The following is a 17,438-nucleotide window of genomic DNA, read 5'->3' on the forward strand; positions in this document are numbered from 1 at the left end:
TCTTTATTTCTCCTTCCGCTTTGTCGTTTGTCTTTCAAGTAACGTGACCGGTAACAGCATCTCTCTCGGTCGTGTGTCTTTTTTCTCAATCAAATCGAGCAATCGTTCTGTCGCCACTCGCCCCATCTCATAAATCGGTTGAACGATGGTCGTCAGCGGCGGAGACGTCATCTCCCCTAGTTCGATCCCGTCATATCCGATGACCTGTAGTTCTTCCGGGACACGAATGTTTCGACGAACTGCTTCCTGCAATACCGCGGCTGCAATCACATCGTTTGCTGCAAAGATGCCGTCGAACGGCCACGCATGATCGAACAGCTCTTGGGACGCTTTCAAGGCGTCTTTGAACGTGAACGTGGACTCGGTCATCCCGACGAGCTTGTCTCCCGCTACTTCGACAAATCCTTCGGTCCGACGCTTGACCGTCTTGAGATGATCAGGTCCGGCAATATGAGCCAGACGTGTCGCACCGTGTTGTAACAATGTGTCAGCTGCCAACTTTCCGCCCTCATAACCGTCCGATACAACGGCGTCGATTCCCGCCTTCACGATTCGGTCGAGCGCGACCATCGGTAAATCCAACGTCTCGTAATTCGGGTTGTGCGAATGGTTCGTCGTGATGATCAGCCCGTCGACATGCATCGTCTGCAAGGCGACCAAATATGTCTGCTCTTTTTCGAGCTGTTCGTCTGTGTTGCATAAGACGACTTGATACCCATGCTGATTGGCGACATCCTCAATCGCCCGAGCCAGCTGTGGAAAGAACGGGTTTGTGATGTCTGGCATGATGAGTCCAATCAAATTCGACGATTTTTTATAGAGCGAACGAGCGACTCGGTTCGGTGCGTAATTCAGTTCCGCAATCGCCTTTTCGACCGCTTCTTTCGCCTCTTCGCTCACATATCCGCTCTTATTCATGACACGTGATACGGTCGCCACTGAGACGTTCGCATGTTTTGCCACTTGTTTGATGGTCGCCATTTGACATCCCCCGTTCTGGAAACGCTTACAAATCCATCTTAATGTGTAACCGGTTACATATCAAGGGGTTTTTATGATTTCATGAAAAAACACATTGAAACAGCGCTTCAATGTGTAGAGAATGTCGGATTGAGTTGGACATAGACGAGACATTCTACCGTCCGTCCATCGAGTCGGGTCAATTCTTGCGTCTTCGTGAACGCATAGGTGAACCCACATTTCTCAACGACGCGTCGGGATTGGTCATTGAAGCTGAAATAGCCGCACCAAATTCGCTCCAGCCCTAATGCTTCGAATCCAAATCGAATCATCGCCTGAACGGCTTCCGGCACATAGCCGTTCCCCCAATAATCGGGGCTGAGCACATAACCGATTTCACGTTGAGCCTCATGTTGAATCGTAGGGTCCGGTCTTCGGTCGTGTAATCCGATGCTGCCAATCACTTGCCCGGTTTCTTTCAACACGATCGCCCACACGTCTTTTTCCTCAACAAACAGTCGAATGACATCTTTCGTCTCTTCAACGGATTCATGTGGCGCCCAACCTGCCATCGGTCCGACACGTTCGTCTTTGGCGTAACGATACATATCCTCTGCGTCTTCTAGCGTAAATGCTCTTAAGATCAATCGTTCTGTCTCCATCTTGATCATACAAACCCATCCTTTTCCTTCAAGTTGTTTCTTTCCCCGACCTAATGGGAAAACGTTAGGCGAGGAGGAATGAACATGCCATTTGACTATGATTTAAATTTTGATGAAATCGACTTCCGAAAACAACCCGAACTGTACCGAGTCGGGCGTGGTGAACAAGGGGTACTACTTGTCGAACCGTATAAAAGTGAGATTTTGCCACATTGGCGATTTAAAACGCCAGAGATCGCCAAGCAATCCGCTGAAGAAATCATGGAATTGTTTGAAGCGTATCGCGCAAACGATGATTTCGTCGGAATGGACATGGCCCGAAAGTTCATCCAAATGGGCTACACGCGAGCCCGACGCTACGCCAATTATAAAGGAGGACGTAAATATAAAGAAGATGGTGACATCCACGAGCGCGAAATCGACGAAGAAAAAGCAGAGTCTGCCCGCATCTTCAAAACGTATTGGGATCAACTCCGTGCCGATGAGGATTATTTAAGACGTAAAAAGGCACATCAGAAACAATATGGTTAATCGCGCACCATCACTTGAAACGGAACCTCATTCCGCTCAAACGATGTGATGGTATGAAATCCAAGCGTTTCATATAGGTGAATCGCACGCTCGTTGAAAGAGGCAACAGTTAGACGGAGCGGTTTCCCCTGTTCCACCGCTCTCTCCATGACGTATGTCACGAACGATTTCCCATATCCTTTTCCTGTCAAATCAGGTCGCATCCCAAGCCCAATGTCCGCGAAGTCTGACGAATACGGATATGTCGAATTGGGTACTTGAGCCGGTGAACCGATGCAATAAAATCCAATCAGCTCATGATCCTCTAACATCGCCTGATATGTCATCAACTCGTCAATCCCCTCTTCAGAAGGCGACTGATTATAAAAGTCATAAGGAGCTCCGTATGTCCATTCTTGAATTTGACTTGCCCATTCACGCTTCATCGGTCGGTGATGCATTCGTCTCCCCTCCGTACTCTTTTCACGATTACTATGTAAAAAAGATGAGGTCGCCCCCATCTTTATTTTCGAGTCCATTCTGCCGTCATCGCCACGTCTGCTGCATGCATCAGATTATGAATCGGACAGCGTGCTTCGACAGCCTTCCTTAATGCTTCGATTCGCTCATCCGATTCGGTCGTGTCCAATACAACTTTCATATGAGTCGACTCGAAATAAGTTCGGACACCTTCCATCCCTTGGAATCCTCGTGGATCGAGCGTTCCTTCTGTTACGAACTCGACCCCTTCGTAATCAAAGTTTAAGTCCTGTGCGGCATACGCAATCATGATGGTCGTACAGGACGACTGGGCACCGAGAAGATACTCAAGCGGGTTCGGTCCTTTGTTCGTTCCACCGAGTCGTTCCGGCTCATCTACGATAAATGGGGTGTGCTCACCTACACGTACAGTCGTCTTGACGCCTCCGGCTTCTCCCTCGGCGCGCATCGTCACTAACGGTCTTTCTGACATGTTCCATCCTCCTCTCCATAATCAAACACTTCTATGTTCCCTTTATTTCGGGCCATGTAACGCCTCGTCATAAATCGCATAATCATTTTTTCCGTCCTGCTTGATTTGGTACATCGCTTGGTCCGCTTTATGAATCAGCGTATCCAAGTCCGTCCCTTGGTCCGGCGCATGACTGACCCCAATACTTGCCCGGATTGGTATCGTCACATCCGACGTTCTGTATGGATTCCGATTCAACGTCATTTGAAGTTCGTGAATAAATGCGAGTACTTCAGATTCCGTCAGATTGACTAAGTAGATATAAAACTCATCGCCTCCGACACGAGAAGCCAAGCCGACGTCTCGCGTTGATGCTTCTAACAATCCACCTAAATGCGTTAAGAAATGATCGCCCTCTTGGTGACCATACGTATCGTTGACCGCTTTGAAACCGTCCAAATCAATAATCAATAAAGATAATCTTGAGGAACTTAGTAACGCATGGTCTGCCTGTTCATAAAACGCACGTCGATTGGTCAACTTCGTCAGTGGGTCATGATAGGCAAAGAAACGGATTGTTTGCTCGGCTTCTTTGAACGAATGCACGTCCCGAATGATGATCATCCCATGAATTGTTCGATCGATATCAACAAAGTCCCCATCAATGACGACATATCGCTCTTGGCCGGATTTCGTCATAATCTTCGTCTCGAACTCTAAAAACTTTTTGCGAGTCTGGAAATGTTGATGATAATGTTCCATCCACTCCGCCTTTTTCTTTTCCGGTAATAAATCGACAAAGCGTTCATTTACGACCCGGACCGTATGAAATAGCGTTCGTGCAGCCGGATTCGCACTTTCCACTTTTCCATCGGGATCAATCAACAAGATGGCAGATGGATTCAAGTTATATAGTGTCCCGTATCGCTTCACGTAAGAGGTCAAGAAATCCAAACGATTCATTGCGATGACGAGCGCCACTGCCCATACGAGCCCTCCATACATATAAGAGTACGGCGGAATGAACCCACGGAATTGAAAATAACCGAAGACAACATCCCATAACAATACGACATTCGCCGTCCAAAAAAGCATGCGCAACACGCGTTGGTGTTCTCTTCGTTCCGCACGTTTGAGAGCATAAAAAATGAGACCGATGATCAATATGTGAAAGATGTTCCCGACGGTCAGCGTAATCAAATAAGAAGCATTGAATTCGGGATAAATCCAGATCCCCACTTGCTCAAACTGCTGACTGTTGATGATGTTCTCTCGCCGGATATACGTCAGTATGACGGGAATCAGCGGCAAATAGACGACCCAAGGATACAACCACTTCGGTGCCTTTGCTCCGACGCCTGTGATACTTAATATGAAATGAACAGAAAAGATAAAGATGAAGATGCCGGCATTCCCAAACCAATACGCAATGAGTGCCGGACTGTATTCAATCGGAGAAAGATGGCGGACAAATTCAGCCAAGAAGAGCATCGAATAACCGAACACAAACAGGCTCAGCAAACGATGCTCTACTTTATTCGGATTTCGTTGAAAGACATCGAGTGCTAAAAAGCCGAGCAAAAATGACGGTAACAAATAGACCGCCAGATAAATAAACATCTCGGTCATGCGGGACCTCCTCACCTGTTCGTATTCTTCTATTATTTCGTTATTCTGCGTTCTTTTCCCTCTTTAACGCGACAAAAAACGGGATGGTTCACATCCCGTTCTTGATGTCACATACTTATAGCGTTTCTTCGATTGGGGTATCCCCCTTAATTAAATCGATTGCTTTGTTCTGCGCGTTTGAATGGTTATGAAGGACATGCACCAAGAATGATGCCACGTCTTCGCGTGGAATCTCTCCACTTCCCTCAAATTGCGTGTTCACTTTGCCCGTTCCCGCATCATCTGTCAACGCGCCCGGACGAACAATCGTGTATGTGAGTCCACTCTGTTCGAGTAAGCGATCGGCATGATGCTTCGCTACATAGTACGGCTTCATCGAATCTGGCCAAGCTGAGCGATCCTCTGCTTTCAAGGCGCTGACCATGACGAAGTGTTTGATGTTCCCGTTCGCTTGTGCTGCTTCGATACTCTTCGCTGCACCATCTAGGTCAATTAAGAGTGTCTTGTCTGCTCCAGTGCTTCCACCAGAACCGGCTGCGAACACGATGACATCCATTCCGTCGATTGCCTTTTCCAAGTCTGCCACTGAACCTTCGAGATCACCGAGTACGGCGTTGTATCCTTTTGACTTGAAGTCATTGAGTTGTTCTTCTTTACGCACCATCGCCGTGACGTGATGCTTTCCTTCATTGTGTAACTTTTCCACCAATTGATGGCCAATCTGGCCGTTTGCACCGATTACAAATACGTTCATCTGTCTTCCTCCTCAAGCATTAAATTCAGAGACAAGCGAAACGCCGGGTAGCCGTTGCTACGTCCGGTGCAGAAGCAATGGCAGAGATGACGGCAACGCCGTCTGCCCCGTCAGAAATGATTGAAGGAACATGCTCCGGAAGAATACCTCCAATCCCCACAATCGGAAGCCGCGGATATCGCTGACGAACTTGCTGAATCAGTTCCGTCCCGCGCACACGTCCCGCGTCTAACTTGCTCTTCGTCGCGTGAATCGGGCCAATCCCGACATAATCTGCGAATGGAAGAGCTGCACGCACTTCCTCCATCGTATGGACCGACACCCCTAACCATTTGTCAGGTCCTAACTTTGCACGGACCCATTCGGCAGGCAAGTCGTCTTGTCCGACATGCACACCGTCTGCATCAATCGAGATTGCCAAGTCCACATCGTCATTGATGATGAATGGAACATTCGCTTGTCGACATACCTGTTGGAGCGCCTTCGCCATTGCTTCTTTTTCATCTCCATACAATGCATCTTTACCTTTTTCGCGAAATTGAAAACATGTCACACCACATCGAAGTGCCGCTTCGAGTGTCCCCACCAAATCAGATGTATCCGTCGTCCCACACACAAAATAAAGACGAAGTTGCTTAGTAAGTGCTTGTTTCGTACATGACGTCAACGGTAACCACCTCTTCTTTCGCTAAACGATGTCCCCAATGATTTGTCGGGCCATGCCCCTGTCCAATCGATAATCCATGCGTGATCGCCTGATGGATAAATTGCTTCGCGTCCACGACAGCTTGACGAAGTGTCTTTCCGTATGCCAGCTCAGCCGTCAAAGCTGCAGAGAACGTACATCCCGTTCCATGTGTGTCTTTCGTCCGAACGCGGGGTGCGCTCACTTGAAACACTTCAGATTCGGACACAATCAAATCGACGGCTTTCACACCTTCCATATGTCCACCTTTGATGATGACGACTTCGACTCCGAGTGCCCGAATCAATTGAGCGGCCTTCATCTGATCTGCCTCTGTTCGAATCTCGAGTCCGGCCAATACCTCTGCCTCAGGGATATTTGGCGTCACGACCGTCGCATGTGGCAACAGCTTCGTCCGAAGTGCCTCGACCGCGCTATCTTGCAACAGAGAAGCGCCCCCTTTCGCCACCATGACAGGATCGACGACAACGTGTTGGAAACGATGACGTTCAAGTGCTACGGCTACCGCTTCAATCCGCTCCGCATCTACCAACATGCCGGTCTTACATGCTGTAATCTGAAAGTCATTGGCCACTGCATCGATTTGTCCGGTGATCATTTCCGGGGAAATCGCTTCAATCCCATGCACACCGAGTGTATTCTGGGCTGTGATGGCGGTAAGTACACTTGTCCCGAACGCACCGAGCTCTTGAAACGTTTTTAAGTCGGCTTGAATACCGGCGCCGCCCCCTGAATCAGATCCTGCAATCGTCAATACTTGTGGTCTCATGAGGTCGACACCTCGATTCGATTCGTCGGGATTGTATATTGCGTCAATTGATGGAGGGAATTTAAAAAATGAATCGGAAAATCTCCTGGTCCTTCTGCCCGTTCACTCGCCAACTCTCCGCAATAGGCATATCCCGACACGGCTGTCACCGTCGCTTTGAGTGCATTCTTTTCGACCGCTAGACATGCTCCGACGACCGCACTGAGTAAACAGCCTGTACCGGTCGTTTTAGTCATCCGTTTTGTCCCTCCATGAACTTCTATGACGATACTTCCATCGCTGACCTGATCTTCTTTTCCTGTCACGGCCACGACACATCCATATCGTTTCGCCGCTTCGAGTGCCAATTGATTTGGTTCATACGCCCCGTCACCCGCATCGACACCTCGCGCTGTCCAATCAACGCCGATCAATGTGGCAATTTCTCCTGCATTTCCACGAATGACTGACACGCGGACGTGACGAAGGATCCGCTCGACGACATCTCGACGGAACGACGTGGCCCCGACACCGACGGGATCGAGCACGACCGGACATCCCGCTTCATTTGCAGCTTGCCCCGCACGAATCATCGTCGCTTCCGTCATCGTCCCAAGTGTTCCGATGTTTAACACGAGCGCATCGCTCACAAATGTCATCTCTGCCACTTCTTCAATCGCATCTGCCATGACGGGAGAGGCACCGATGGCGAGCAGTCCATTCGCCGAAAAGTTGGCGACGACCGTGTTTGTGATGTTGTGAATCAACGGTTCCTGCTTTCGAATCTCACTCCAAATCTCATGTCTCATTGGTTGACCTCCTGTGACAACGTCCAAGATTCAAGCGTCCATGCCATTTCCCAGAAGGCGACTTCGTAATAGCAACTCTTCAAGAAGAGTTTTGTGTAACGAAGCCGTTCTTCTTCTGTCGCTTGTCCAGCCAATTCATCCAACCGATCAATCTGTTCTTCCACCAACTCACGGAACCACTCCGAACCGTACGTCGCAATCCAAGCTGAATAAATCGTATGGTCTGGTCGTTTATCTTTTAAACGTTCACCGATTTCGTAATACACCCAATAACACGGAAGGATTGACGCCAATACGTCACCGAGTGTCGGTCCTGCCTGTTGCATATGAAGCGCATACGCGTAAGCGGTTGGTGCCGGCTCGAATGTCGCCAGTTCAACATCCGTCACGTTGAGCATCGTAAAGAACTCACGATGAAGTGAGAGTTCCGCCTCAATCGTGTGCAACGCATGTGTCAAAAAGCGACTCGATAGTTCCATCGTCGGTGCGAGCGTCGCCCCTTTGGCCTGGACTTTCGAGAATTGATTCAAGTAATACGAATCTTGCATGACGTAATGTCTAAACTTTTTCTCATCGAGCGTTCCTTCTCCGAGTGAACGAACGAACGGATGATGAAAGCTTGCTTCAAACAATCCATCCGCTTCCTGACGTAAGTGATCTGTAAATTTCATAATAACTCCCCCTTATAACAGATAAAAAGACGCCGCCTCCCATAAAGGAAGCGGCGTCTCGAACAGTCATATCTAGGTGAAGCCATATGAGTCGTCTCGCCCACTTCCCTACGCTAGCGTGAACTAGATCAGGTTCGAAGGGTCTGGACCTTGTCCATCTCAGCCGCGTGACGCGACTCCCCTAGTGGCAAACATTATGAAATTCAGTCGTCTTCGACCACATTCTATCAATCTTTTCATCAATTGCAAACCTTTTCCGATTCTGTTTTTCATTCTTCGCTTCGGGAATGAATAAATGAACTCATTTACATGAAAAGGATGTGTCCGGATTGAATACGATTTTATTAACCATTGCATTACTCTTCATCAGTTTGAACGTATTTTGGTTTTTCAAACGTCAAACGTACAAGCAAACAGGATTTGACGGGAGATTGTTCGCTCAGTTGTTCGTTAGCCTACTTGGTGTCATGTTAGGATTCACATTGATTTATTATGCTTTATCTCGTGATTCAGTCATTCTTGTGACTTCACTCGAATCCATGAATGCCGTTGAACCGACTTGGGAAAACCTCCTGTATTTCAGCGGGGTCACTTTATTATCAATCGGATTTGGTGATTTGTTGCCGATTGGTTTGACCCGATTATTCGCCATCATCGAAGGCGCCATCGGCATTTTGTTACCGAGTGCCTTCTTCATCAAATCGATGTATCAAAAAGACAAGTGAACATGTCCTAGCGCCCCGTGATGAGTAAGAACATATTAAATGCGACGAGACCAAGGGGGAGCATCGCAACCAAAATGATTGGCCATTTTTTTAAGCGAATGCCGACAAAGAGGACAAGACTTCCGACTAGAAGAGCAATAAATGTCGTATATGGGTTCATGAAAAAACGCTCCTTTCTCTATAAGGAGCGTTTCCCGGCTCACGGCCTCATTAATCGTTCGAATGTCGAAGTGTTGCACATGCGGCACGGACGCGTCTGGCTTCTTCTTCCTGGAAGACGAAATCACCTTGTTCCGCGACACGCTGCGCGCAAAAGAAGAAGAGTGATTGCAGGCGGTCATGCGTGTCTTCAATCGCGCTCAGCTCAGCCGAGGCATACGTCGCCGTGAGCATCTCCCACAACTCTTCCGGTAAATGCTCTCGCATCCCGTCGCCCGATTTTCCGAGATTCACAGAAAAGTTCGTCGCATAGCCGATATTCCATTGCATCATCTGACGGAGCATATTTCGCATGATGTCGAGATGATCGAGCGCGTATAACACCTGGTGTCGTTTGATTCCTTTGACAACATAAAGTGACACCCACCAAAATTCATTCCAACAAGACGCATACTCATCAGCAGACGGGCGTGTCACACGGTATGTGTCGTCTGACGGTGTCACACTCGGATGATGGTCTCGGTCGAACATAATCTGACTGAGCGAATCGGCTTCGAGCATCTCATCAAGTTGCTCGATGCTTCGAATCGTCAAATCAATACGATGTCCGTCTACATACTGCACCAAAAATGCCACATGTCGTTCGGGATCAGACGTTTCAGGTGTCTGCATGATCAAGACTTCTCCAAACATATCGATCCATGAGCGATCGGTCGCAACCGCTTTTACATCTTCTACGTAAAAAACAAGGTCGACATCTTGGTATGGGTCTGGTCGGATGTTCGGATTGACGAGCGAACCGTTTAAGACGACCGTTCGGATGTATTCACGTTCTTTCGCGAACGCAATCAACTGTTCAATAATTTGTTCCGGTTTCATTCTATAATCGCCCCCAATGAGCGCGCGACTTGGATTGCCTGCATCGCGTCTAGTTTTGTTTGTTGTAACGTCACGTTCGAAAAATCAACCCCGTCGACAAGTGCTCCTCTGAAGTCAGCACCACGGCACACCGCATGTTGAAGTGTCGCTCGTGACAAGTCCGCCTGATGCCAAACCGTCTCGGTCAAATCAGCACCGTATAGGTCCGCCTCAACCAAACGAACGTGGGACCAATCCATTTTCTTAAGAGACACGTGACGAAGGTTGACGAATGACCAGTCCCCTTCTGTGACATGGACGCCTTCAAACTGGCTCTCCTCAAAGGAAGACCCCGTCATTTTACATTGCTCAAACTCACTCGTGAACAAATTGGCACCATGGAACTGACAGTTCAAAAATGAGCTGCCAATATGACGGGACGCATTCCATTTCGAATCGGTAAAATCACAGTTGATGAACTGACAGCGTTCCGTTTGTAGTTCCGTCGCATCGACGTATGTGAAGCGACAGTTCTCGAACGTGACGTGTGACAGCTCTTCGTCACGGAGTGTCACGTCGCGGAAATCTTCATCTCGATATTGCGTATGTGGTTGAAACATAATATCCCTCCTTCAGGTATACTAGAACATATGACAAAGATTGGAAGTGATATAGATGGACCTCGTATTCCCGACTGAACAAGGCGTCTTCAATTACCGCGTCGCCGGTATTTTCGTGAAAGACGGACACGTATTGATTCACCGAAATATCCGAGATGACTTTTGGGCACTGCCTGGTGGTCGCGTGACGCTCGGTGAAGAAGCCGCAACCGCCCTCGCACGCGAGCTACATGAAGAATTGGATATGCGCGTGACCGATACCACGTTCGCCTTCGTCCACGAGAACTTGTTTACCTACAACGACCAACCGTTTCATGAAATCGGTCTCTATTTTTATGTAGACGGTGACCTCCCGCTCCAAGAAGGGGACTTTTACGGACCTGAAGGAGACCACCTCATCTATCGTTGGCAAAAACTTGACCGTCTTCGAGACGTCACACTCTATCCAGAAGTACTCGCGCAACTACCGAATCGCTTGCCGTCTCATTCACTAAATCCGGCTTGAACTTAGAGAAGTGATTTCAACTCGTTTAAGTGTCGAATCTCGTACGTCGACTCCATCGTCGCGGCCACTTCATTCGGATTGAACCAACATGTATCTAGGCCGTACATCCGCCCACCTGCGATGTCTGCCGTGACTGAGTCGCCAATGATTAAGCCCTTCTCTGGCTTTACGTTCGGGATTCGATCAAAGACGTAGTCAAAGAACGGCTTCATCGGTTTTTGTGAGCCGGTCGCATCCGATACGAAGACGTCTTGGAAGTACGGCAATAGTCCCGATGACTCTAACCGTTTGAATTGCGTCTCCGTCACACCGTTTGTGACGATATAGAGCGGATAGTCCGCGCTCAGCGTTTGGACAATCTCTAACGCGCCGTCGACCATGTGTACGCCTGCATGTAAGTAGTCCCGATACTGCTGTTCGACCTGCGGACCGTCGACCGTGAGTCCGAGCGAATCGAACAGTTTCGTGTGACGACCGACGAGTACTTCTTCACGGTCTACTTCGCCGCGCTCAAATGCGCGCCATAGGCCGCTGTTAATGTCGACGTACCGCGCCTTCACTTCATCCGTCATCCGGACATTGTAGAATGCGAGTAATTGTTCTAAGGCGACGTGCTCACTTTGCTTAAAATCTAACAACGTGTCATCAATATCAAATAAAATCGCTTCATATCGTTTCATGTTTCTTTCTAACCCCTCTCTTCGTCTAACTGTACAGGAAGTATTCAGGAACTTCAAAAGGAGTGGTGATGGACGAACCCACACTTGAGTTCTAGTAATGGAATGTTTCTACTCTTGCTAACAGACCTCCCCACTTCCCTTATCCGTCTCAAACGTCATGCTTCAAGTCTGATCGCTCGACCGATTAAGATGTTTATTTTTATAAAATAAGTGAATACTTCCTATGGTGAAGAAAAACAAAGGAGTGTTCTATATGCATACAGATTTTACGAAAATGCACATCAATGGTGAGTGGGTAAGCGGATCAAGTGAGAAGTTGATCGACAACGTCAATCCGTTCTCGAACGAAACACTGTTCTCGATTCAATCAGCGGATGAAGATGATTTGAATCGTGCTTATGAAGCAGCCAAAGCGTCTCAGACGGACTGGGCTGACATGCTTCCGCAAGCACGACGGGAATTAATCGAGAAGTTTGCTCAGGTGACGATGGACAACAAGGACTACATCGTCGACTGGCTCGTGAAAGAGTCTGGCAGTACACGGATCAAGGCAGAAGGCGAATTTGCCGCATCAATGGCTATCATCAAGGAAGCCGCGACATTCCCATTCCGTATGGACGGACTCATCAAACCTTCGGTCGTGCCGAACAAAGAGAACCGGGTTTATCGGAAACCACTCGGGGTCATCGGAATCATCAGTCCTTGGAATTTCCCGTTCCATTTGGCTGTTCGTTCAATCGTGACAGCTCTCGCGACCGGGAATGCGGTCGTCGTCAAACCAGCTACCGCGACACCGGTCACAGGTGGTCTTCTGTTCGCATCGCTCTTTGAAGAAGCAGGACTTCCAAAAGGCGTACTTAATGTCGTCGTCGGACGAGGGTCTGAAATCGGCGACGCCATCGTCGAACATCCGATTCCGCGTCTCATCTCGTTCACAGGTTCGACCGAGGTCGGTCAAGGAATCGCAGAGAAAGCCGGTCGTCTATTGAAAAAGACGGCTCTTGAACTCGGTGGGAATAACGTGTTTGTCGTGCTCGATGATGCTGACCTCGACCGTGCCGTCGAATCTGCGGTATACAGCAAGTTCTACCATCAAGGGCAAATTTGTATGTCGACGAACCGAATCCTCGTCGCTGAATCGATTCATGACGAGTTCGTGAAACGTTACGTCGAGCGTGTTAAACAGTTAAAAGCGGGTGACCCGAACGAAAAAGACACGCAAGTCGGTCCGCTCATCGACCACGATCAAATCGATCGTATCTTAGAGCAAATCGAGAAAACCGTCGATGCAGGTGCGACCGTTCATACTGGTGGAACAGCCGACGGCAACGTTCTCGAACCGACCGTCCTCAGTGGTGTCACGAATGACATGCCACTTGCGAAAAATGAAATCTTTGGACCGGTTGCGGTCATCCTGTCGTTTAAAGATGACGAAGAGGCACTCCGTCTCTCGAATGAATTGCCGTATGGATTGAGCGGTGCCGTCCACGGTTCGGTTTACCGTGCGACCAATTTCGCACGAAAAGTCGAAACCGGCATGATTCACGTCAACGACCAGTCGGTCAACGATGAACCGCACATGCCGTTCGGAGGCGAGAAAAACTCTGGTCTCGGACGTTTCAACGGCGAATGGGTACTCGAAGAGTTCACGACTCTCCAATGGGTGTCGGTCATGCATGAACGTCGCGAGTATAAACCATTCTTCTCATAATACGGCCATACAAAAAACCAGGCTGATCAGCTTGGTTTTTTGTATGAATTCTATACTCCACGATTTCACGAAGTCGATTTCGGCTTCTCAATGACGACTTTTCCATGTTCATCTAAGAGAGGCGTCATTCCACTCAATCCTAAGCCGCTAGTCATCAAGTAGTGAACGCCTGTATAGCTATCCACGACATTTTTTATAATTCCACCACTCATATGCTGTTTTGACTTCAATACAAATCGTTGTCCCACGAATGTCTTCCTCCTCTTTTTCGATTTAGAATGCCTTCATCATCTCATATCTACATAAGGCACATACTATTTTTTACCATTCCAATCACTCTAAGAGTTCATTTACATCATTACGATAAACAAAAGTTTACAAAAAAGACGAACCAAGGCGCATTTCACGCCCCAATTCGTCGACAGTCTGACGTTATGTTAGATTTTCTTCACAAACTCTGACTTCAGTTTCATCGCACCTAGACCGTCGATTTTACAGTCGATATCATGGTCACCGTCCACAAGTCGAATCCCTTTTACTTTCGTTCCTTGTTTGACGACAAGCGATGTGCCTTTCACTTTCAAATCCTTGATGACAGTGACAGTATCTCCATCTTGAAGTGGATTTCCGTTCACGTCTTTGATTTGAGACGCGGCTTCCGCTTCGGCTGCCTCGCTCGGTGACCACTCATAGGCGCACTCCGGGCAGACGAGCAGTGGACCGTCCTCATATACATAAGACGATTGGCATTTTGGGCAATTCGGGTACTCGTTCATACATTTTCCTCCATTCGATTCACTCGTTTCAGTATATCGTATGGAGTGGCACCCTTTCTAGACGGTTCATCCTTCCGTGGGTGACGCAGGACCTTCTAAATCCAGTTGATAAAACGATAAATCGAGCCATTTTCCGAATTTATACCCGGCATTTCGAATCGTTCCTGAATGTACGAATCCCACTTTTTCATGGGCACGGATACTCGTCACGTTCGACGCGTCAATTCCACCAATCACAGTCTTCATCCCTCTCGCTTCTGCGATATGGATGATTTCCTTTAATAATTTATTGCCAATCCCTTTCCCGCGATAGCCAGGGTGTACGTACACGGAATGCTCGACCGTGTAGTGGTATGCAGGCCACGGGCGGAATGGCCCGAACGTCGCAAATCCCATGACGACATCATCCTCAACCCACACGATGATCGGACAGTCTTGTTCTTTCTTCTCTTCATACCAGGCGACCCTGTTCTCGAGCGTTACCGGTTCATAATGATAGACGGCCGTACTGTTCACGATTGCGTCATTATAAATATGTAAAATCATTTGAAGATCGTCTCGCCGACAGTTGCGAATCATACAAACACCTACTTCTCGTTTTTTTCATTATACGAATCCCCTCTTCAAAAGACACGAAAAAAGTGACCGGTCCCATCGACCAGTCACTCAGATTATGCTGCTAAGCGGTCACACATCGAGGCGCATTCTGCACAGACGCGTGCACATTCCTGACAATGCGCGTGTTTATGTTTCCCACACTCTTGTGCACAGGCTTTGCAGATGACCGCACACGCTCGAGCAAGTTCTGGGACAAATGCCGAATCACGCGTCATCGCCTCAGCGAGAAATGCACAGGCCGCGGCACATTCACGGTCGAGCCGGATACAATCGACCATCATCTGTACATCTTTTTCCTCTAGACAGGATTCCAAGCAATAATTACATGTCTCCACGCATTCGTGGAGTGTTTCGAGTTCATTCGCATAGATTCGATGAGCCATTCGTCATTCCCCTTTCACTTCTCCTTTGGATTTGGACACGTTACTCATGTTCCCTAATCGACAAAAGAAAAACGACCCAGATTAAACATCCGGATCGTTCACGAGTTTACGGTACAAATAAGCGATTCGATTAAGTAAGGCCTCATTATACTGTTTCGGCATGAAACGATAACGATAGAGACGATACATTCGCTTCAAGTCTTCCCATTGATGGTCGATTTGTTGTCCTTGTCTAAAGCGTGCCAAATCAATCAAGAAAACTTGTCCGTTCGGTGTCAAAATAATGTTTCGCAAATGGACGTCCGATGGGGTCAATCCTAACAACCGTGCTTGACGAAGTGCTTCGTCCACGATTTCGATATAAGACGGGTCAATCCAGATGCCCTCTGTCAGACACTCAAACAGTGTCTTCCCTTCGATGTAATCCATGACTAAATAAGAGTCACCCGCTTCATAACAAGTCGGAAAATAAGGAAGCTCTTTTAGCTTTTCATAGATGGCTGCCTCTTCGATTGCGATTTGTTCGTATCCCGGAAAGAACACTTTAATGACGCGGTCCCTTTCTTTTAAACGAAACACGGCCGCACTGCGTCCAATCCCGTGTAACTGAAGATCGGGGTGCATCGCCATTACCTGAAACGAGTCGCCCACCCGCTCGAAGGTGACGTCCGCATATGGTTTATAGTCACTCATCTGTCACGCCTCTTTCCTGTTTCTCTTCTTTATCATCATAGCGCATACAAGCTCATTTGACGCTAAAACTGCTCGAGGGGGTGACAAGTGACGCGCTTTCTTTGAAGACGTATAATGAAAAGCGACTGACAACCAAGGAGGAGTTATTATGCAACGCATCGCTTTAACAGAAGAACTATCATTCTCACGCGTCATCCATGGAATGTGGCGACTCGCTGATTGGGACATGACCCCACAGGAACGTCTCACGTTCATCGAACAATGTCTCGAACTCGGCATCACGACGTTTGACCATGCGGATATTTATGGTGGTTATACATGTGAAGGATTATTTGGGGAAGCGTTAAAACTAAAGCCTGAACTCCGTGACCAAATGGAGATCGTCACAAAAACGGGCATCAAATTGACAGGATCATTCAATCCGGGTCAAACGCTCAACTATTATGACACGACAAAAGAACATATCATCGCGCAAGCGGAGCGTTCGTTAAAAGAACTTGCCATCGATCACATTGATACATTATTGATTCACCGCCCAGACCCACTCATGAACCCGGATGAAGTGGCCGAGGCCTTCATTACGTTACGTGATAGCGGGAAAGTACGTGAATTCGGTGTATCCAACCACGTGCCGGCCACACAAAACTTGCTTCAATCACGTCTCCCGTTCCAACTCGTGACGAACCAACTTGAACTCTCTCCAATGCAATTGAAGCATTTCGAAGATGGGTCGGTTGACCTTTGTCACGAAAAACGGATGCCACTCATGGCTTGGAGCCCACTCGCAGGAGGGCAGCTTTTCAAAGACGAACAGTACGCACCTCTTCGTGAAAAACTCGAGGAGATTCGCGCACGTCACAATGCGAGCGGAATCGATTCGATTGTGTATGCATGGCTCATCAAACACCCTGCGAACATCATGCCAATCATCGGATCAGGAAAAATCGAGCGCGTTCAAACAGGTGTCGACGCACTTCAAATCGATCTCACGCGTGAAGAATGGTTCGAAATTTTGAAGGCAGCACGCGGTCGAGATGTTGATTGAAGGGAACTTCATCAAATAAATTCCATCTGATTCTAATTTGATGATTTAGACTAAAAATTGCTATTTTTCAAATCTGCTTCAAATCAACGTTTTTTCGTCAAAAATCGACACGGCAAAAAAGGTTAAAAGTAAAAATAAAACATAAATGGTTTTATCCCCCGTCCAGTTCAAGTTGGACGGGTTTTTTAATTTTTTTTTAAAATAACACATTAATTTTCCTAAGACTAAAGTCACAAAAAAATGGTGCTAGAATGGTGAAAGTGA

At 47.9% G+C, this 17,438-nt stretch carries 24 protein-coding genes and 1 riboswitch; of the genes, 5 read left to right on the top strand and 19 right to left on the bottom strand.

Annotated features, from left to right (window positions below):
• Positions 1-3 precede the first annotated feature (3 nt).
• Positions 4-981, bottom strand: coding sequence for a LacI family DNA-binding transcriptional regulator (locus tag KNO92_RS02095; protein ID WP_214694937.1), 978 nt, complete (start codon positions 979-981; stop codon positions 4-6).
• Between the two features lie 107 nt (positions 982-1,088).
• Positions 1,089-1,631 (bottom strand): GNAT family N-acetyltransferase, encoded by a 543-nt coding sequence (locus KNO92_RS02100; protein WP_214694939.1) that lies wholly within the window; start codon positions 1,629-1,631, stop codon positions 1,089-1,091.
• A gap of 75 nt (positions 1,632-1,706) precedes the next feature.
• Here KNO92_RS02100 and KNO92_RS02105 point away from each other — a divergent pair, with 75 nt between their 5' ends.
• Positions 1,707-2,153: a DUF4385 domain-containing protein gene (locus tag KNO92_RS02105; protein WP_012727567.1), complete on the top strand. Its 447-nt coding sequence runs from the start codon at positions 1,707-1,709 to the stop codon at positions 2,151-2,153.
• On the opposite strand, the gene KNO92_RS02110 is transcribed toward KNO92_RS02105, so the two are convergent.
• From KNO92_RS02110 to tenA, 8 genes are all read right to left on the bottom strand, one after another.
• Positions 2,150-2,593: a GNAT family N-acetyltransferase gene (locus tag KNO92_RS02110; RefSeq protein ID WP_214759923.1), complete on the bottom strand. Its 444-nt coding sequence runs from the start codon at positions 2,591-2,593 to the stop codon at positions 2,150-2,152. The genes KNO92_RS02105 and KNO92_RS02110 overlap by 4 nt on opposite strands.
• Before the next feature lie 62 nt (positions 2,594-2,655).
• On the bottom strand, positions 2,656-3,105 hold the full coding sequence (locus KNO92_RS02115) for an OsmC family protein (RefSeq protein WP_214694945.1): 450 nt from the start codon (positions 3,103-3,105) through the stop codon (positions 2,656-2,658).
• 42 nt (positions 3,106-3,147) lie between these two features.
• A complete protein-coding gene (locus KNO92_RS02120; RefSeq protein WP_214759924.1) occupies positions 3,148-4,713 on the bottom strand; it encodes a GGDEF domain-containing protein in 1,566 nt (521 codons plus the stop codon).
• A 115-nt stretch (positions 4,714-4,828) separates the two neighbouring features.
• Positions 4,829-5,467, bottom strand: coding sequence for an SDR family oxidoreductase (locus KNO92_RS02125; protein WP_214694957.1), 639 nt, complete (start codon positions 5,465-5,467; stop codon positions 4,829-4,831).
• A 25-nt stretch (positions 5,468-5,492) separates the two neighbouring features.
• On the bottom strand, positions 5,493-6,134 hold the full coding sequence (gene thiE, locus KNO92_RS02130) for a thiamine phosphate synthase (RefSeq protein WP_214759925.1): 642 nt from the start codon (positions 6,132-6,134) through the stop codon (positions 5,493-5,495).
• Positions 6,103-6,942 carry a bifunctional hydroxymethylpyrimidine kinase/phosphomethylpyrimidine kinase gene (gene thiD / locus KNO92_RS02135; RefSeq protein WP_214694961.1) on the bottom strand — a complete coding sequence of 280 codons (840 nt, stop codon included), beginning with the start codon at positions 6,940-6,942 and terminating at the stop codon, positions 6,103-6,105. The genes thiE and thiD overlap by 32 nt, the downstream gene beginning before the upstream one ends.
• Entirely contained in the window at positions 6,939-7,730 is a 792-nt protein-coding gene (gene thiM / locus KNO92_RS02140) for a hydroxyethylthiazole kinase (RefSeq protein ID WP_214694962.1), read from the bottom strand. Before thiM ends, thiD begins: the two co-directional genes overlap by 4 nt.
• A complete protein-coding gene (gene tenA, locus KNO92_RS02145) occupies positions 7,727-8,401 on the bottom strand; it encodes a thiaminase II (RefSeq protein WP_214759926.1) in 675 nt (224 codons plus the stop codon). Before tenA ends, thiM begins: the two co-directional genes overlap by 4 nt.
• A gap of 88 nt (positions 8,402-8,489) precedes the next feature.
• Positions 8,490-8,594, bottom strand: a riboswitch (TPP riboswitch).
• Between the two features lie 127 nt (positions 8,595-8,721).
• Here tenA and KNO92_RS02150 point away from each other — a divergent pair.
• Positions 8,722-9,126: an ion channel gene (locus KNO92_RS02150; RefSeq protein WP_274664709.1), complete on the top strand. Its 405-nt coding sequence runs from the start codon at positions 8,722-8,724 to the stop codon at positions 9,124-9,126.
• A 7-nt stretch (positions 9,127-9,133) separates the two neighbouring features.
• Here the strand turns inward: KNO92_RS02150 and KNO92_RS02155 are convergent, their stop codons facing one another.
• The 3 genes from KNO92_RS02155 to KNO92_RS02165 are packed head-to-tail and all read right to left on the bottom strand — an operon-like array spanning position 9,134 to position 10,763.
• A complete protein-coding gene (locus tag KNO92_RS02155; RefSeq protein ID WP_012727577.1) occupies positions 9,134-9,286 on the bottom strand; it encodes a hypothetical protein in 153 nt (50 codons plus the stop codon).
• 50 nt (positions 9,287-9,336) lie between these two features.
• A complete protein-coding gene (locus KNO92_RS02160; protein WP_214694972.1) occupies positions 9,337-10,164 on the bottom strand; it encodes an aminoglycoside 6-adenylyltransferase in 828 nt (275 codons plus the stop codon).
• A complete protein-coding gene (locus tag KNO92_RS02165; RefSeq protein ID WP_214694974.1) occupies positions 10,161-10,763 on the bottom strand; it encodes a pentapeptide repeat-containing protein in 603 nt (200 codons plus the stop codon). Before KNO92_RS02165 ends, KNO92_RS02160 begins: the two co-directional genes overlap by 4 nt.
• A gap of 55 nt (positions 10,764-10,818) precedes the next feature.
• On the opposite strand from KNO92_RS02165, the gene KNO92_RS02170 reads away from it, so the two are divergent.
• Entirely contained in the window at positions 10,819-11,268 is a 450-nt protein-coding gene (locus KNO92_RS02170; RefSeq protein WP_214694981.1) for an NUDIX hydrolase, read from the top strand.
• A gap of 2 nt (positions 11,269-11,270) precedes the next feature.
• On the opposite strand, the gene KNO92_RS02175 is transcribed toward KNO92_RS02170, so the two are convergent.
• On the bottom strand, positions 11,271-11,948 hold the full coding sequence (locus tag KNO92_RS02175) for a YjjG family noncanonical pyrimidine nucleotidase (RefSeq protein ID WP_214694983.1): 678 nt from the start codon (positions 11,946-11,948) through the stop codon (positions 11,271-11,273).
• Between the two features lie 253 nt (positions 11,949-12,201).
• Between KNO92_RS02175 and KNO92_RS02180 the strand changes: the two genes are divergently transcribed.
• On the top strand, positions 12,202-13,659 hold the full coding sequence (locus tag KNO92_RS02180; protein WP_214694989.1) for an aldehyde dehydrogenase family protein: 1,458 nt from the start codon (positions 12,202-12,204) through the stop codon (positions 13,657-13,659).
• Between the two features lie 65 nt (positions 13,660-13,724).
• Here KNO92_RS02180 and KNO92_RS02185 read toward each other — a convergent pair whose 3' ends face one another.
• From KNO92_RS02185 to KNO92_RS02205, 5 genes are all read right to left on the bottom strand, one after another.
• Complete coding sequence (locus tag KNO92_RS02185) at positions 13,725-13,907, bottom strand: DUF6440 family protein (protein ID WP_214759928.1); 183 nt, start codon at positions 13,905-13,907, stop codon at positions 13,725-13,727.
• Between the two features lie 189 nt (positions 13,908-14,096).
• Positions 14,097-14,435 carry a zinc ribbon domain-containing protein YjdM gene (locus KNO92_RS02190; protein WP_074035492.1) on the bottom strand — a complete coding sequence of 113 codons (339 nt, stop codon included), beginning with the start codon at positions 14,433-14,435 and terminating at the stop codon, positions 14,097-14,099.
• A gap of 66 nt (positions 14,436-14,501) precedes the next feature.
• Positions 14,502-15,014 (bottom strand): GNAT family N-acetyltransferase, encoded by a 513-nt coding sequence (locus tag KNO92_RS02195; RefSeq protein ID WP_214759930.1) that lies wholly within the window; start codon positions 15,012-15,014, stop codon positions 14,502-14,504.
• Between the two features lie 92 nt (positions 15,015-15,106).
• A complete protein-coding gene (locus KNO92_RS02200; RefSeq protein ID WP_214694993.1) occupies positions 15,107-15,436 on the bottom strand; it encodes a four-helix bundle copper-binding protein in 330 nt (109 codons plus the stop codon).
• A gap of 81 nt (positions 15,437-15,517) precedes the next feature.
• Entirely contained in the window at positions 15,518-16,129 is a 612-nt protein-coding gene (locus tag KNO92_RS02205; RefSeq protein ID WP_214694995.1) for a protein kinase family protein, read from the bottom strand.
• A gap of 148 nt (positions 16,130-16,277) precedes the next feature.
• On the opposite strand from KNO92_RS02205, the gene KNO92_RS02210 reads away from it, so the two are divergent.
• Positions 16,278-17,174 carry an aldo/keto reductase gene (locus KNO92_RS02210; RefSeq protein WP_214694996.1) on the top strand — a complete coding sequence of 299 codons (897 nt, stop codon included), beginning with the start codon at positions 16,278-16,280 and terminating at the stop codon, positions 17,172-17,174.
• Positions 17,175-17,438 lie beyond the last annotated feature (264 nt).

Origin of the sequence: Exiguobacterium sp. s129 (genome assembly GCF_018617585.1) — a bacterium.
Lineage (GTDB): Bacteria > Bacillota > Bacilli > Exiguobacteriales > Exiguobacteriaceae > Exiguobacterium > Exiguobacterium aestuarii_A.

Bases quoted from the DNA above. Each gene is read 5' to 3' on its own strand.
- KNO92_RS02170 (WP_214694981.1), top strand. From the start codon at position 10,819: ATGGACCTCGTATTCCCGACTGAACAAGGCGTCTTCAATTACCGCGTC.
- KNO92_RS02165 (WP_214694974.1), bottom strand. From the start codon at position 10,763: ATGTTTCAACCACATACGCAATATCGAGATGAAGATTTCCGCGACGTG.
- KNO92_RS02100 (WP_214694939.1), bottom strand. From the start codon at position 1,631: ATGATCAAGATGGAGACAGAACGATTGATCTTAAGAGCATTTACGCTA.
- KNO92_RS02160 (WP_214694972.1), bottom strand. From the start codon at position 10,164: ATGAAACCGGAACAAATTATTGAACAGTTGATTGCGTTCGCGAAAGAA.
- KNO92_RS02175 (WP_214694983.1), bottom strand. From the start codon at position 11,948: ATGAAACGATATGAAGCGATTTTATTTGATATTGATGACACGTTGTTA.
- thiM (WP_214694962.1), bottom strand. From the start codon at position 7,730: ATGAGACATGAGATTTGGAGTGAGATTCGAAAGCAGGAACCGTTGATT.
- KNO92_RS02210 (WP_214694996.1), top strand. From the start codon at position 16,278: ATGCAACGCATCGCTTTAACAGAAGAACTATCATTCTCACGCGTCATC.
- KNO92_RS02155 (WP_012727577.1), bottom strand. From the start codon at position 9,286: ATGAACCCATATACGACATTTATTGCTCTTCTAGTCGGAAGTCTTGTC.
- KNO92_RS02105 (WP_012727567.1), top strand. From the start codon at position 1,707: ATGCCATTTGACTATGATTTAAATTTTGATGAAATCGACTTCCGAAAA.
- tenA (WP_214759926.1), bottom strand. From the start codon at position 8,401: ATGAAATTTACAGATCACTTACGTCAGGAAGCGGATGGATTGTTTGAA.
- KNO92_RS02190 (WP_074035492.1), bottom strand. From the start codon at position 14,435: ATGAACGAGTACCCGAATTGCCCAAAATGCCAATCGTCTTATGTATAT.
- KNO92_RS02180 (WP_214694989.1), top strand. From the start codon at position 12,202: ATGCATACAGATTTTACGAAAATGCACATCAATGGTGAGTGGGTAAGC.
- thiD (WP_214694961.1), bottom strand. From the start codon at position 6,942: ATGAGACCACAAGTATTGACGATTGCAGGATCTGATTCAGGGGGCGGC.
- KNO92_RS02125 (WP_214694957.1), bottom strand. From the start codon at position 5,467: ATGAACGTATTTGTAATCGGTGCAAACGGCCAGATTGGCCATCAATTG.
- KNO92_RS02195 (WP_214759930.1), bottom strand. From the start codon at position 15,014: ATGATTCGCAACTGTCGGCGAGACGATCTTCAAATGATTTTACATATT.
- KNO92_RS02115 (WP_214694945.1), bottom strand. From the start codon at position 3,105: ATGTCAGAAAGACCGTTAGTGACGATGCGCGCCGAGGGAGAAGCCGGA.
- KNO92_RS02200 (WP_214694993.1), bottom strand. From the start codon at position 15,436: ATGGCTCATCGAATCTATGCGAATGAACTCGAAACACTCCACGAATGC.
- KNO92_RS02110 (WP_214759923.1), bottom strand. From the start codon at position 2,593: ATGCATCACCGACCGATGAAGCGTGAATGGGCAAGTCAAATTCAAGAA.
- KNO92_RS02120 (WP_214759924.1), bottom strand. From the start codon at position 4,713: ATGACCGAGATGTTTATTTATCTGGCGGTCTATTTGTTACCGTCATTT.
- KNO92_RS02205 (WP_214694995.1), bottom strand. From the start codon at position 16,129: ATGAGTGACTATAAACCATATGCGGACGTCACCTTCGAGCGGGTGGGC.
- KNO92_RS02095 (WP_214694937.1), bottom strand. From the start codon at position 981: ATGGCGACCATCAAACAAGTGGCAAAACATGCGAACGTCTCAGTGGCG.